At 69.2% G+C, this 12,914-nt stretch carries 14 protein-coding genes; 11 read left to right on the top strand and 3 right to left on the bottom strand.

Annotation, left to right across the window (positions count from 1 at the left end; genetic code table 11):
- Positions 1 to 48: 48 nt before the first annotated feature.
- Positions 49 to 507: a MarR family winged helix-turn-helix transcriptional regulator gene (locus ACFYRH_RS38330; protein WP_387785270.1), complete on the top strand. Its 459-nt coding sequence runs from the start codon at positions 49 to 51 to the stop codon at positions 505 to 507.
- Here the strand turns inward: ACFYRH_RS38330 and ACFYRH_RS38325 are convergent.
- Positions 479 to 1,153, bottom strand: coding sequence for a class I SAM-dependent methyltransferase (locus ACFYRH_RS38325; RefSeq protein ID WP_387785269.1), 675 nt, complete (start codon positions 1,151 to 1,153; stop codon positions 479 to 481). The two genes, ACFYRH_RS38330 and ACFYRH_RS38325, sit on opposite strands and share 29 nt — an antisense overlap.
- Before the next feature lie 145 nt (positions 1,154 to 1,298).
- On the opposite strand from ACFYRH_RS38325, the gene ACFYRH_RS38320 reads away from it, so the two are divergent.
- From ACFYRH_RS38320 to ACFYRH_RS38310, 3 genes are all read left to right on the top strand, one after another.
- Entirely contained in the window at positions 1,299 to 1,802 is a 504-nt protein-coding gene (locus tag ACFYRH_RS38320) for a hypothetical protein (RefSeq protein ID WP_387785266.1), read from the top strand.
- Between the two features lie 239 nt (positions 1,803 to 2,041).
- Positions 2,042 to 4,063, top strand: coding sequence for a GxGYxYP domain-containing protein (locus ACFYRH_RS38315; protein ID WP_387785264.1), 2,022 nt, complete (start codon positions 2,042 to 2,044; stop codon positions 4,061 to 4,063).
- Between the two features lie 31 nt (positions 4,064 to 4,094).
- Complete coding sequence (locus ACFYRH_RS38310; RefSeq protein ID WP_387785262.1) at positions 4,095 to 4,922, top strand: GNAT family N-acetyltransferase; 828 nt, start codon at positions 4,095 to 4,097, stop codon at positions 4,920 to 4,922.
- Here ACFYRH_RS38310 and ACFYRH_RS38305 read toward each other — a convergent pair.
- Positions 4,905 to 5,042 carry a hypothetical protein gene (locus ACFYRH_RS38305; protein ID WP_387785260.1) on the bottom strand — a complete coding sequence of 46 codons (138 nt, stop codon included), beginning with the start codon at positions 5,040 to 5,042 and terminating at the stop codon, positions 4,905 to 4,907. The two genes, ACFYRH_RS38310 and ACFYRH_RS38305, sit on opposite strands and share 18 nt — an antisense overlap.
- Between ACFYRH_RS38305 and ACFYRH_RS38300 the strand changes: the two genes are divergently transcribed.
- The 5 genes from ACFYRH_RS38300 (at position 5,041) to ACFYRH_RS38280 (ending at position 11,047) form a co-directional block, all read left to right on the top strand.
- Positions 5,041 to 7,599 carry an accessory Sec system translocase SecA2 gene (locus tag ACFYRH_RS38300; protein WP_387785257.1) on the top strand — a complete coding sequence of 853 codons (2,559 nt, stop codon included), beginning with the start codon at positions 5,041 to 5,043 and terminating at the stop codon, positions 7,597 to 7,599. The genes ACFYRH_RS38305 and ACFYRH_RS38300 overlap by 2 nt on opposite strands.
- A 70-nt stretch (positions 7,600 to 7,669) precedes the next feature.
- Positions 7,670 to 8,299 carry a VC0807 family protein gene (locus ACFYRH_RS38295; protein WP_387785254.1) on the top strand — a complete coding sequence of 210 codons (630 nt, stop codon included), beginning with the start codon at positions 7,670 to 7,672 and terminating at the stop codon, positions 8,297 to 8,299.
- Positions 8,300 to 8,551: a hypothetical protein gene (locus tag ACFYRH_RS38290; RefSeq protein WP_387785252.1), complete on the top strand. Its 252-nt coding sequence runs from the start codon at positions 8,300 to 8,302 to the stop codon at positions 8,549 to 8,551.
- Positions 8,548 to 9,489 (top strand): hypothetical protein, encoded by a 942-nt coding sequence (locus ACFYRH_RS38285; RefSeq protein WP_387785250.1) that lies wholly within the window; start codon positions 8,548 to 8,550, stop codon positions 9,487 to 9,489. The genes ACFYRH_RS38290 and ACFYRH_RS38285 overlap by 4 nt, the downstream gene beginning before the upstream one ends.
- A 124-nt stretch (positions 9,490 to 9,613) precedes the next feature.
- A complete protein-coding gene (locus ACFYRH_RS38280; RefSeq protein ID WP_387785247.1) occupies positions 9,614 to 11,047 on the top strand; it encodes a replication-associated recombination protein A in 1,434 nt (477 codons plus the stop codon).
- A 262-nt stretch (positions 11,048 to 11,309) separates the two neighbouring features.
- On the opposite strand, the gene ACFYRH_RS38275 is transcribed toward ACFYRH_RS38280, so the two are convergent.
- Complete coding sequence (locus ACFYRH_RS38275) at positions 11,310 to 12,101, bottom strand: hypothetical protein (RefSeq protein ID WP_387785245.1); 792 nt, start codon at positions 12,099 to 12,101, stop codon at positions 11,310 to 11,312.
- 164 nt (positions 12,102 to 12,265) lie between these two features.
- Here ACFYRH_RS38275 and ACFYRH_RS38270 point away from each other — a divergent pair, with 164 nt between their 5' ends.
- Positions 12,266 to 12,676, top strand: coding sequence for a DUF948 domain-containing protein (locus ACFYRH_RS38270; RefSeq protein ID WP_130388436.1), 411 nt, complete (start codon positions 12,266 to 12,268; stop codon positions 12,674 to 12,676).
- On the top strand, positions 12,673 to 12,909 hold the full coding sequence (locus ACFYRH_RS38265; protein WP_350275246.1) for a DUF6167 family protein: 237 nt from the start codon (positions 12,673 to 12,675) through the stop codon (positions 12,907 to 12,909). Before ACFYRH_RS38270 ends, ACFYRH_RS38265 begins: the two co-directional genes overlap by 4 nt.
- The last annotated feature ends 5 nt before the right edge of the window (positions 12,910 to 12,914 follow it).

Here is a 12,914-nt window from a genome sequence, read left to right as displayed (position 1 = left end):
GGTTAGTGTACTAATCATTAGTCTACATAAAGTTGCTACACTCACCACATGGAAGTGACGAAGCTGACGGACATCGAGAACCCGCTGGCGCTCGAACAGCAGGTCTGCTTCGCGCTCGCGGTCGCCTCACGGACCGTGATCAGCCTCTACCGGCCGGTCCTCGAGCCGATGGGGCTCACGCACCCGCAGTACCTCGTGATGCTCGCGCTCTGGGAGTTCGAGCCGGTGTCGGTGAAGGACCTGTCCGGCATGCTGCAGCTCGAGCCCGCGACGCTGTCACCGCTGCTCAAGCGGCTGGAGAGCACCGGCTTGATCACTCGCGCGCGGTCGCGCACCGACGAGCGGTCCTTGGCGGTCTCGCTGACGGAGGAGGGGCGTGCGCTGCGCGAGGAGGCGCTGAAGGTGCCGCCCACGATCGTCGAACGGCTGGGGATGGATGTCGGCGAGCTGATGGACCTGCATGCTCGCCTGACGAAGGTCATCGCGGCGGCGACGCGCGGCAAATGAGCTCCCCGCCGTAGGGGCCTTCTTGGGAAAGCACCTGCAGGCCGGCTTGTTCCAGTTCGGCCTTGAGGGCTTCTGGTCGCAGGTGGCGACGGTGGGGGAGATGCCAGTGGCCGTCGAGCTGTACTGCGTCTGGTGATTCTTCCACGACTTGTCGGTAGCAGATGCCGGTGGTTGCGTCGTAGCGATACGGGGGTTCGTAGACGCGGTCTGGTTCGTAGGTGGCTGTTGCGAGGACGTAGTACCCGTTGGTTTTCAGGCGGGCGCGGATGGCGGCGTACACGGTGGATCGGTCTGTGTCGGTGACGATCGACTGTAGGCAGTAGCTGTCGAGTACCACGTCGTACTGCTTGCTCTCCGGTGGCATTGCGCAGATGTCTTGGACTGCGAAGTTGACCTGTACGCCGCGGTCTTGGGCGAAGCGTCGCGCGAGGGTGATCGCCTCGGGGATGAGGTCGATGGCGTCGACGCGGAAGCCGCGGGCGGCGAGGTAGCAGGCGGCCGGGCCGGTGCCGCAGCCGTATTCCAGGACGTCGGCGCCGGGCGGGAGAGCGCGACGGTCGAGGGCTCGTTCGAGGAAGGCGCGGGTGGGGAAGTCGTCGAAGTCGTCAGTGCGGTCCTCGGCGAAGAGGTCGTTCCATTGCGTCATACCCTCGCGCTGAAGGCGTTGGTACGCCGCTTGGTGCTCGGCGTGGTAGTACCGCACGCGGACCTCCCCTGTGGTCGAACGCTTACTATGTCTCGCTCGTCGCACGCCTGACCACCCATTTCCCTGCTCCAGGAGGACCCGCCGCATGCCTGAGGAGAACGACGCGAAGGCCGAGGTTGAGCGGATCCAGCAGGAGGTCGAGGACGCGACGTCCGATCCTGCGTCGCAGGAGGAGTGGATCCGTCAGTCCAACCTGGTGTACGGCGGGCTCGCGGCCGCCGGCCTGGTCGTCGTACAGCCGTTCCTGACGACCTCGCCGCTCGACCTCTCCGCGACGATCTGTGTGATCGCCTTCGCCGTCGCGATCCCGCTGCTCGCGGCCCTGCTGGTCCTGAACCGCCAGGAGGCCTTCCGCCGCCGAGTCACCCGCTCGCGACTCGTCAGCGTCGCCAAGGCCGTCGCCCAAGGCTCCGCCTTCGTCGGAATCGCCGCCGCCTTCTGGCACATCTCCATCCCGGCCGGCGTCACCTTCGTCCTCGTAGCCTTCGTCGCCGTCGGCGTCCACTCCTCCGGCTACACCCACCTCGAATACGACCGCAACTTCCGCTCCCGCTTCCTCCGCCGCAAGCCCCCCTCAGACCCGACCTGACATCGGCCCCCACTCGCCCCGGCCCGCCGAGTCGTGGGATGTGGTTGGGGTTCGGGAGCCGCGGTTCACGACTCGGAGGTTGGGGAGCGAGCCGATTCGCACGACTCGGCGGGGCGCCTGCGCGAGGGTGCGGGCGGAAACGATTCCAGGAGTTTGTGACGAGGTATGTACAGGGGGTCTTCGGGTTGCTAGATTCCGGCAGGATTTGACATCGATGTCAACCTCAGGGAGTGGTCACGATGGTTTCGAGACGAACGTTCCTGGCGGGTGGCGGTGCGGTGACGGCGGGTGGGTTCGGGTTGGTCCCGATGCTCGCATCGAACGCACAGGCTGCAGTTTCATCGACGTCCGGCAGCCCCGCTCGGCTGCTGCCGGTGTTCAACCGCCCGAGACACCTGGACTACGGCGACGTGAGCAAGCTCAGTGGGGGAGACCAGACCCTGCTGACAACGTTGCAAGGCGTAGTCAACCGCACTGAGCCGGAGCTGTACTTCATCTACGACACCGGCACCGAGAGCGTGCCGGACGCCAAGTGGCTGACCGACATGCGGCTGCCCACGAAGCTCTACAAGAACCCGCTGGACCTGGTCGCGAAGTACCGCGGCCGGATCCGCGGGGCGATCGTGCACGACCCCGCCGTACCGGACTCGCTGAACGTGGCGACGACGCTGGCCGGGCTGGAGAACGCGGTCGTCGCCGACGCGGACCAGGCCAAGGCGCACGGTCTGAAGATCGTCAAGGACCTGCGCGGGATGTTCGACGACGACCGGGTGAAGACCTACCGGTGGCAGCTCGACAACCTGTTCCCGCGGGTCACGAAGCAGCTGCTCGCCGGCCTGCCGCCGACCCGCGTCGTGGATGTGGAAGGCGTTGTCTGGAAGGAGATCGCCCGCGAGACGCAGCAGATCCGCGACTCGTCGAACCGCGGCACCTACAACCTCGACGTCTCGCCCGCACTCGGCAAGGAGGCGGTGTATGTCCGGTTCGCCGACTCGTTCACCGACGACGGCTGGGGCGCCTCGGTGCGGCACGTGGTGGTGACCGCGAACGGCGCCGAGATCGCCCGTTTCGAGCCGAACTCGCCGGAGGAGGCGCCGTACCTGTTCGACGGCTCGCACTCCTCGATCGGTGGTGAGGCCAACAGGTTCGCGGACGGCGGCAACTACTGGATCTACCGCTTCGAACCACCGGCGGGTACGACGTCCCTCGTCGTCACCGTGGAGATGTGGAACCAGTACCTCGTCAGCGCCACGGACACGTCGCCGACGCGCGTCGAGCCGTTCCCGTACTTCCGCGACTATGTGGTGGCCACCAAGGCCCTGGTGAGCTGGCTACCACCGGGCGGCGAGACCGGCGACCTGCTGGTCGAGCACTTCACCAAGTGGCCGACCCTCGCGCCGTACATGGGCTGGTTCGCGAACGACGTGTCCGGCGAGTGGGACGGCGTCGACCTCGCGTCGAAGGGCGGCTCGCCCGTCGTCGCGGCGGACTTCTACATGAACGGCTCGGTGCACGCCGGGTGCACCTCGCCGATCTCCGACAAACCCCGTCCGATCCGCCGGATCGACAAGCCGAAGAACAAGGTCTACCTGACGCTGACGTTCGGCGAGGGCGACAACATCCAGTACTGCCAGCGCCGGCTCCGCGAGATCTGGGACGACCCGAAGCGGGGCGAGGTACCGACCAACTGGACGATCGACCCGCTGCTCGCCGAGACGGGTCCGAACATCTACAGCTACTTCCAGCGGACCGCCACCTCGAACGACCTGCTGGTCTGTGGGCCGTCCGGCGCCGGCTACACGTACCCCGCGTCGTGGACGCCGGCCGAGCTCACGGAGTACCTGAAGATGTCCGGCTCGTTCATGCGGCGTACGGCGCTGGACGTGGTGTACGCGTACAGCGGCCGCGCGAACGGCACGTGGGTGCAACTGTCCGAGGAGATCGCCAAGGGGTACGCCGACTACACGCCGACGAAGGGGATCATGCAGACGTGGGACGGCGACACGCTGGCCGTCCGGCACGGCGGCATCCCGATCACCGGCGGGTGGGGTGCGCCCGGTAAGGCGGCCGAGTTCAAGGCGGCGCTGGACCGGCGGATCGCGGGCTGGGACGGTGCGAGTCCGCTGTTCATCTCGGGTCTGATCGGCGCCTGGTCGTGGACGCCGTCCGACATGGCCGAACTCGGCCCGCTCCTCACCGACCCGTACGAGCTGGTCCTCGCCAACAGCTTCTACGACCTGCTGAACCGGGTGCTGGCGTAATCGAGGTACGGCGGTGGGGCACGATGAGCGGATGACTCCTGACGAGCTGCTCGACGTGTTCCACCGCCGGATCCGGCTGCCCGACGCCGACGCGATCCCCGGGTGGAAACAGGAGCACTGCGGACCCGAAGGCAGGGTGCACCGCTCGTACGTCGAAGGCCCGGAGGGCGCCGGCTTCGTCGAGACACCGCGTGGACTGGGCGACGACCCGGACGCGGTGATCGCGGAGGAGGTGGCGTTCTTCCGGCAGCGCGGCCTGCCGTTCGAATGGAAGACCTACGCGTACGACGAACCCGCGGACCTGGGTGACCGCCTGATCCGGGCCGGCTTCGTGAAACAGGATCCGGAGACCCTGATCCTCGGTGAGGTGGACCGGGTCCTCGACCGGCCGTCCGCGCTGCCGTCGAAGGTGCGGCTGCGCGAGGCAGACGGGCCGGACGACTACCGCCGGATCGCCGAACTGACGAACACCCTGTGGAACAACGGCCTGGCACGCATCGTCGAGCAACTGCAAGGCGAGGCGCGGATGTTCCCGGACCGCTTGTCCGTCTTCCTTGTCGAGGACGTGCTCAAGGGTGGACCGGCCGTGAGCGCCGCGTGGATCAGGTTCCACCCCGGCACCGGCTTCGCCAGTCTGTGGGGCGGCGGGACGCTCCCCGAGTGGCGGCGTCAGGGCCTGTACTCCGCTCTGCTCGTGCACCGTGCCCGCCTGGCGAGGGACCGTGGCTACGAGTTCCTCCGTGTCGACGCCTCCGAGGACTCGCGGCCGATCCTGCAGAAGCTCGGCCTGCACGCGGTCACCGTGACGACGCCCTACGAATGGGAGCCGGACCTCCACCACTCACCAACCACCGCGTAGCGCAGCGGCCGGGAGACCGGTGAGCGTGAGCAGGGCCGGGACGCGGTCGTTGGTGAGTGGTGGCGGTCCGGGGGTTGAGCTGCGGAACGACGCGTCGAGGCTGTACGTTGCCAGCATCATGGCCCTGAAAATCGCTTCCCGCTTCCGCCGGCTGCTGCAGCGCCCCGGCTCGATCGATCTCGGCCCGTACGAACGGCTCACGCAGCTGGTCGGCGAGGCGGAAGAGTCGGTCCTGTCCCTGACCGACGAAGAGCTCACCGAGGCGGTCGCGGAGCTGCGCACCACCGGCGGCCTGCACGAGGACGAGCAGATCGAGTTCCTCGCGCTCGCCCGGGACGCGGGCCGACGGGCCATCGGCGAGCGGGCGTTCGACGGCCAGGTGGTCGGCGCGCTGGCGATGCTGCAGGGCCGGATCGTCGAGATGGCCACCGGTGAGGGCAAGACCCTGGCGGGCGCGATCGCCGCCGCCGGGTACGCCGTCGGCGGCCGCAGGGTGCAGGTGCTGGCGGTCAACGACTACCTGGCCCAGCGCGACGCCGAGTGGATGGGCCCGGTGTACGAGCTGCTGGGCGTCACGGTCGGGCACGTCGGTCAGGCGTCCACCCCGGAGGAGCGGCGCGAGGCGTACCAGGCCGAGGTCTGCTACGTGCCGGTGAACGAGATCGGCTTCGACGTACTCCGCGACCGCCTGGTGACCGACGTCGCGGACCGGGTGACGGTGGAGCCGGACGTCGCGCTCGTGGACGAGGCCGACTCGGTGCTGATCGACGAGGCGCGGGTGCCGATGGTGCTGGCCGGCGCGACCCGGAGCGAGGCGCTGGACGACGACGTCGTACAGCTGGTCCGGACGCTGCGTGCGGGGGTGGACTACGAGATCGACGGTGACGGGCGGACGGTCGGTCTGACCGACAGGGGCACGGACAAGGTCGAAGAAGCCCTCGGTGCACGTGCGGCGGCGGTGGCAGCTGAACAAGCAGCAACTGAGGCCGACAAGACAGACGCGGACGACGAGGCCGTGGCCGAGCCGGAGCGTCCGCGGTTCAACCTCTACGACGACGAGAACCTCGACCGCCTGACCCAGGTGAACGTCGCGCTGCACGCCGAGGTGCTGCTGCGTAAGGACGTCGACTACCTGGTCCGCGACGGCAAGGTCAGCCTGATCAACAACAACCGCGGCCGCGTCGCGAAGCTGCAGCGCTGGCCCGACGGTCTGCAGGCCGCGGTCGAGGCGAAGGAAGCGGTGCCGGTCAGCGACTCCGGCGAGGTGCTGGACAGCATCACCGTGCAGTCGCTGATCAAGCGCTACAAGTCGCTCTGCGGTATGACCGGCACGGCGGTCGTCGTCGGGGAGTCGCTGCAGGAGTTCTACGAGGTCGACGTGGCCGTCGTACCGCCGAACAAGCCGAACATCCGTAAGGACGACGAGGACCGGCTGTACCTGACGGTCGAGCAGAAGAACGCGGCGCTGGTGAAGCACATCGGCGTCGTGCACGAGACCGGGCGCCCGATCCTGATCGGCACGCACAGTGTGGAGGAGTCCGAGCAGCTCAGCGACAAGCTCGAGGCGGCCGGGATCCCGCACGTCGTCCTGAACGCGAAGAACGACGCCGAGGAAGCGGCGATCATCGCCGAGGCCGGCGTCCCGGGGACGGTGACCGTCTCGACGCAGATGGCCGGGCGCGGTACCGACATCCGGCTGGGCGGCAAGGACGAGTCGCACGACAAGGAGAAGGCCGTCGAGCTCGGCGGCCTGTACGTGATCGGCACCGGGCTGCACGCGTCGCGCCGGCTGGACGACCAGCTGCGCGGCCGCGCCGGACGCCAAGGTGACCCGGGCGGTTCGCTGTTCTTCGCGTCGCTCGCCGACGAGCTCGTCACGCGGTACTCCGTTTCGTCGGGCCTGCGCCCGCACCCGGACGAGACCGGGCGGCTGACCGACCGCAAGTCGATCGGGATGCTGGAGCACGCGCAGCGGGTCGCGGACGGCGCGAACGCCGAGCTGCACCGGACGACCTGGCAGTACAATCGGCTCACCGGCCAGCAGCGCGCGATCCTGCTCGAGACCCGCGAGAAGGTCCTGACCGAGGACCTGGCCGCGACCGAGCTCGCCGAGCGCGCCAAGGAGCGGTACGAGGAACTGGTCGACGAGGTCGGCGAGGACGTGGTGAAGAACGCCGCACGACGGATCGCGCTCGGGCATCTGGACCGGCGCTGGACCGACCACCTGGCGTACCTCGCGGACCTGCGCGAGGGCATCCACTTGCGGTCGCTGGCCGGCGGCATCGTGCACCTGAAGCCGATCGACGAGTTCAACAAGTCGGCGATCGCGTCGTTCGACACGCTGATCGAGGACGCCTGGAAGGACGCCGTCGAGACGTTCGGGGACGCCGAGATCACGGCCGACGGGCTGGACGAGGAAGCCAGCGGGATCCCGCGGCCGACCGCGACCTGGACGTACCTGATCAACGACAACCCGTTCGGCACCGAGGCGGACCGGATCCTCGGCCGGCTGCGGAACGCGATCAAGCCCGAGTCGGCGGCCGAGCCGGAGGAGATCCTCGACGAGGAGTTCGACGAGGACGACCTGCCGGAGGAACTCCGCGACGTCGACGACGAGGACCTGCCGGAAGAGCTTCGCGAGGCGGACGAGGAAGAGTCCGGCAAGAAGAAGGACTGAGACTTTGGTCTAGGGGTGCACAGCCGTCGGCTCGATGCCGGCCGGCGGCTGGTCGGGCGACCCTCTCCTCATGCCCACGCACAGAGGTCCCTGGCTGCTCGTCGTCGACATCGGTGTCCCGCTCGCACTGTTCTACGGACTCAAGGCGCTCGGTGCGAGTGACCTGACCGCGCTGGTCGTCGGCGTGATCCCCGGACTGATCAGTTCCGCGGTCTCGCTGGTGCGCGAACGGCGTACCGATCTGGTCGGGATGGCGGTCGTGGTCAGCATGGTGGCGAGCACCGTGGTCGCCGTACTGGGTGGCGATGCGCGGCTGCTGCTCGTGCGGAACGCCTGGGTCAGCCTGCCGTTCGCCGGCATCACGTTGTGGTCGCTGCGGCACCCACAACCGCTCACGTACGTCGTGACGCGGGCGATGTTCGCGCGGCGAGCCGATGTGATGGATCGCCTGTGGGAGTCCGACGCGCGGTTCCGGGATGCGTGGAAGTGGATCACGGTGTGGTGGGGCGTCGCGACGATCGTCGACGGGATCATCCGGATCGTTGTCGCGTACACGTTGCCGATCTCCGTCGTACCGGCGACCGACCCGGTGATCACGGTGGCGACGATCGTGGCACTGCAGCTGCCGACCATCGTGTTGCTCCGACGCAGCGGGAGCTGGCACCTCGTGTTCGCCCCTCGGCGGCCTACAGTCGGGTAGATGACGGACGCAAACCTGTCAGCAGCCGCCGTACGGGAACTGGTTCGGACCGGCGAGGCGAGACCGATGCTCGCCGGGACCGAGGTGGGTCCGACCTGGTACGACGGGCGGTGGTGGTACGTACCGGCCGATGCCGAGGAGGGCGCGGACTACCAGCCGGCCGGGCCGGAGCTCGCAGCGCGCTTCGACAAGCTGCGGGCCCGGGCGCAGGCGGTCGAGGAAGTCCAGGCCGAGTTGGACGACCGCCGATGACCGTGGACGAGGACGGACCGCGTCGGGACGCCGAGCTCGCCGCGGCGCGGCGGGTCGTGGACGTGTTCGCCACCGAGGCCCTGCTCGCGCTGGATCGGTACGCACAGTCGTTCCCGGCCGATGCGAAGGACGGGCCGCGGAAGACGGCTGACGAACTGGCGCACTGGTGGCGGCGGCTGAAGATGGACGACGCGACGCTCGGCGCGGATGCGACGGACGCGGAACAGATCCTGCTGCAGGCTGCCGAGATGTCGCTCGACCCGGAGAACGAGTTCGGGCTGACCCTCCAGGAGGCGACCGAGAAGGCCGACCTGCAGACCGGCCTCGAGAGCCGTCCGGCTTTGCGGAAGAGCATGGCGGACTTCCGGCGCGAGTTCGACGAAGCGTACGGCGGGGCGAGCGTGCCGTCGCACGACGACGAGTGGCTGGCCGCGTCGTTGACCCGGCTCGCCCGAGCAGCCGTACTGCGGGACGTGGTTGCCGAGGGTGCCCGGGTGCAGGTCAGCCGGCCGCTGCGCGATGCTGCCGAACAGATGGTGCGCGACGGGCAGCGCCTGATCGATGGTCACGACCGGCTCACGGCGGACCGGGCGGCACCGGCCATCCGTCGCGGCGCGAGGAACCGGCAACTGCTGGCCGTGATGGAGTTCGCCACGTACGTCACCGCCGTCGGCGTGAGCGGCGTACCGCCGTTGGCCGGCGCCGCGCTCGGCGTACCCGCGGGCGTCATCATGGCCGCCGAAACCCGGCGCAACAGGGCGGCGTACCGGGGTGCCGCGGCGACCGGACTCGATCCTGCCCAGGCCCAACTCCGCTCGGTCCGCACGGACCTCATCAACAGCGTCGACAACCAGCCACCGGTCAGTCGCCGGGACACCAGGGCGCTCGGCGCCGCCAAGAACCGCCCCCGCGCCCCCGGCAGTTCCCCCAGCCGCTGACCGCCCCGAGCTCTCCCCGCCTTTGCGGAAACAATGTGGCGCCGGCTGACCGTTTCTTTCCGCACAGCGGGCTGTTGACCGCCGCTGTGCGGACGGTGTCGGTGGGGGTGGATAGGCTTTTCGGGTGAGTGATGGGTTGTTCGATCTTCCGGGTGCTCCCGCGCCGGCTCGCGGTGGCGGCAGCTTGGCGGACGTGGATCACACGGCGGCTCCGCTGGCCGTGCGGATGCGGCCGCGCAGTCTCGACGAGCTGGTGGGCCAGCAGCACCTCCTGGCTCCCGGGTCGCCGCTGCGTCGGCTGGTCGAGGGCGACCAGCCGATGTCGCTGCTGCTGTGGGGCCCGCCGGGGACCGGCAAGACCACCATCGCGGCAGTGGTCTCACACCAGACGAACCGGAAGTTCGTGGAGCTGTCCGCGGTCACGGCCGGCGTGAAGGACGTTCGGCAGGTGATCGACGCCGCGCGGCGCGATCTTTCCCGGGGGACCGGTGCGGTCGAGACCGTACTGTTCATCGACGAGGTGCACCGCTTCACGAAGGCGCAGCAGGACGCCCTGCTCCCCGGCGTGGAGAACCGCTGGGTCACTCTGGTCGCGGCGACCACCGAGAACCCCTTCTTCAGTGTCATCTCGCCGCTGCTGTCCCGCAGTCTGCTGCTCACGCTGGAGTCGCTGACCGACGACGACATCGCGATGCTGCTCGACCGTGCGCTGACCGACGAGCGCGGGCTGAACGGCGAGTTCGAGCTGGCCGCCGATGCGCGCGATCATTTGCTGCGGATGGCCGGCGGAGACGCCCGCCGCGCCCTCACCTACCTCGAAGCAGCAGCCGGCGGAGCGCGCGCCAAGCACGAACAGGCGCTGAAACTCGCGGCGGCCACGGCCCCCGAGTCCGCTGGTGAGGACGACGCAGCGACGCCGGCGGTCATCGACCTGGTGACGTTGGAGACGGCGGTGGATCGGGCCGCGGTGCGGTACGACCGGGCCGGCGACCAGCACTACGACGTCACTTCGGCGATGATCAAGTCGATCCGCGGCTCGGACGTCGACGCCGCCATGCACTACCTGGCCCGGATGATCGAGGCCGGGGAGGACCCGCGGTTCATCGCCCGCCGGTTGGTGATCTCGGCGAGCGAGGACATCGGCATGGGCGACCCGACCGCGCTCGGGGTCGCGGTGGCGGCGGCCGAGGCGGTGCAACTGATCGGCATGCCGGAGGCGCGGATCAACCTCGCCCAGGCGGTCGTCGCGCTCGCGCTGGCGCCGAAGTCGAACGCGGTGATCATGGCCGTCGACGCGGCGATCGCGGATGTGAAGGCGGGTAAGGTCGGCCCGGTCCCGCCGCACCTGCGCGACGCGCACTACGCCGGCGCCAAGAAGATCGGCCACGGGTCCTCGTACCAGTACTCGCACAACGACCCGCGCGGCATCGTCCCGCAGCAGTACGCCCCGGACGTGATCGACGGCACCGACTACTACACGCCGACCCGGCGCGGCGGCGAAGCGGCGTACGCGGATCGAGTCACGGCCATCCGGAAGATCCTCCGCGACCGCAAATAGTGGTACGCCGGGTCCACCGGTGTACGAAGGTCGGACGATCGTCGGCGCCGGGGACCGGCAGAATCACGCGATCGGGACCAGGTCACCGTTCACGGACGGCGACCGCTTGCCGCGTTTGCGCTGGTGGGACGGCGGTTGCGGCGTACCCGGGTTCGGGACGCACACCGGGCGGCGCCGCTCGGGTACGCATCGTGAGCTTCGACTGAAGCGTTCGACTGGGTAGGCTGCCTGACGGCCTGGGGGCGAAAGGTTTTGTTGTGAGTCACCCCAGTCCGAAGCACATCCGCCGGCGTCCCCCGATGGTGAAGTTGGGCATCGGCGCCGCGTCCCTGGTCACGCTGGCCGGATTCGCGTACTTCGTCCCGTTCGGGTCCGGCGATCCGGCGAACAGCCAGACGCCGGCGGCCAAGGCCAGCCAGACGGCGCAATGGGGCGAGAGTCCGTCGAGATCGAGCACCCGGCCGGGCGTCCCGGTCGGTAAGCCGCTCGTCCCGCTCACCCCGGGAAAACCATCGGCGACCGGTACCGATCCCGCTCCGCCGTGGACGGCGGCACCGTCCTCCGAGCCGACCGGATCGACCTCCCAGGAATCCTCCTCCGGCTCGTCGCCGGCATCCTCGACGGCACCGGGTACGACGTCGGCGCCGACCGCCGGGCCGACCTCGCGGACGACGAGCGGGACGACCGGCAAGCCGTCGGCGCCGACCCCGACGACGTCGAAGCCCAGCACGTCCGGGCCCAGCACGTCCGGGCCCAGCACGTCCAAGCCCAGTACGTCCAAGCCGCCGACAACCACCACCAAGCCGCCGACGACCACCCCGACAAAGCCGACCACCCCCGCGACCCCGACCACGCCCACCACGCCCACCACGCCCACGACTCCCGCAACGGCAACGCCGACGACTCCGGCACCGCCCGCGACCCCGACCACCCCCGCGACCCCACCGGCCTCGGACACCCCCACGACCACCGCGCAGCCGGGGAAGCCGAAGCCGCCGCACCCGAAGAAGCCCGCCGTTCCCGGCCCCGCGAACCCCGCCGTCCTCCTCCTCACCGAACCCATCGCGACGGAGTAGTCACCCAGCGATCGACCCGGTTTGGTGAGCGACTGTGATGTGCGGGATGGTGTCCTGAAGCGGAGTGCGCTATGGGCCCGCGATAAGGTCGGGCGGTCCACAAGGTCGCACGGTGTCGCTACGGGAAGGTGGATCGTTTTCCATGAGCGTCGGTGAAGTCGCGGGGCTGATAGCTGCCTGCGCGCTGCTCATCCTGGTAGGCCTGCTGGCCTATCCGATCCTGAAGCTCGGCAAGGTGTTCGACGAGACCCGGATCATGGTCAAGGGCGTCTCCGACTCCAGTGTCCCGTTGCTCGGCGAGGTGACCACGACAGTGGCCACCACCAACGCCCAGCTGGCGAAGGTGGACACCATCACGGACAACGCGACCACCGTGACCACCAACGCGGCCGCCTTGATGTCGCTGTTCTCGGCGACCGCCGGCGGCCCGCTGGTGAAGGCGGCCGCCTTCACCTACGGCGTCCGCCGGGCGCTCGGTGAGCAGCAGCGCAAGGACGTGTCGAGGCGCGTCAAGGAAGAGATGAAGGCCGAGCGGAAGGCGCGGAAGCGGTGAAGCGGATCTTCTGGCTGATCATCGGGATCGCCGTCGGCGTGTACGCCGTGACCCGGCTGAAGAAGCGGGCGCAGATCCTCGCTCCGGAGAGTGTCCAGGAGTCCGCGGCCAAGCTGGCCGCCGCGGTCCGGCACTTCGGCGACCAGGTCCGGGAGGGCATGGCCGAGCGGGAGACCGAGCTGCGCGACGCGCTGGGCATCGAGAACACCAACGATCGTGAGGACTACCGGTAACACCC

The sequence above is a fragment of the Kribbella sp. NPDC004875 genome, assembly GCF_042873375.1.
Lineage (GTDB): Bacteria > Actinomycetota > Actinomycetes > Propionibacteriales > Kribbellaceae > Kribbella.
The sequence above is the reverse complement of the archived record's forward strand: the minus strand, read 5'-3'. Positions and strand labels throughout refer to the sequence as shown.

What these genes read in the sequence shown, in the direction of transcription:
- ACFYRH_RS38330 (WP_387785270.1), top strand. Translation starts at nt 49, where the DNA reads ATGGAAGTGACGAAGCTGACGGACATCGAGAACCCGCTGGCGCTCGAA.
- ACFYRH_RS38325 (WP_387785269.1), bottom strand. Translation starts at nt 1,153, where the DNA reads ATGACGCAATGGAACGACCTCTTCGCCGAGGACCGCACTGACGACTTC.
- ACFYRH_RS38320 (WP_387785266.1), top strand. Translation starts at nt 1,299, where the DNA reads ATGCCTGAGGAGAACGACGCGAAGGCCGAGGTTGAGCGGATCCAGCAG.
- ACFYRH_RS38315 (WP_387785264.1), top strand. Translation starts at nt 2,042, where the DNA reads ATGGTTTCGAGACGAACGTTCCTGGCGGGTGGCGGTGCGGTGACGGCG.
- ACFYRH_RS38310 (WP_387785262.1), top strand. Translation starts at nt 4,095, where the DNA reads ATGACTCCTGACGAGCTGCTCGACGTGTTCCACCGCCGGATCCGGCTG.
- ACFYRH_RS38300 (WP_387785257.1), top strand. Translation starts at nt 5,041, where the DNA reads ATGGCCCTGAAAATCGCTTCCCGCTTCCGCCGGCTGCTGCAGCGCCCC.
- ACFYRH_RS38305 (WP_387785260.1), bottom strand. Translation starts at nt 5,042, where the DNA reads ATGATGCTGGCAACGTACAGCCTCGACGCGTCGTTCCGCAGCTCAACC.
- ACFYRH_RS38295 (WP_387785254.1), top strand. Translation starts at nt 7,670, where the DNA reads ATGCCCACGCACAGAGGTCCCTGGCTGCTCGTCGTCGACATCGGTGTC.
- ACFYRH_RS38290 (WP_387785252.1), top strand. Translation starts at nt 8,300, where the DNA reads ATGACGGACGCAAACCTGTCAGCAGCCGCCGTACGGGAACTGGTTCGG.
- ACFYRH_RS38285 (WP_387785250.1), top strand. Translation starts at nt 8,548, where the DNA reads ATGACCGTGGACGAGGACGGACCGCGTCGGGACGCCGAGCTCGCCGCG.
- ACFYRH_RS38270 (WP_130388436.1), top strand. Translation starts at nt 12,266, where the DNA reads ATGAGCGTCGGTGAAGTCGCGGGGCTGATAGCTGCCTGCGCGCTGCTC.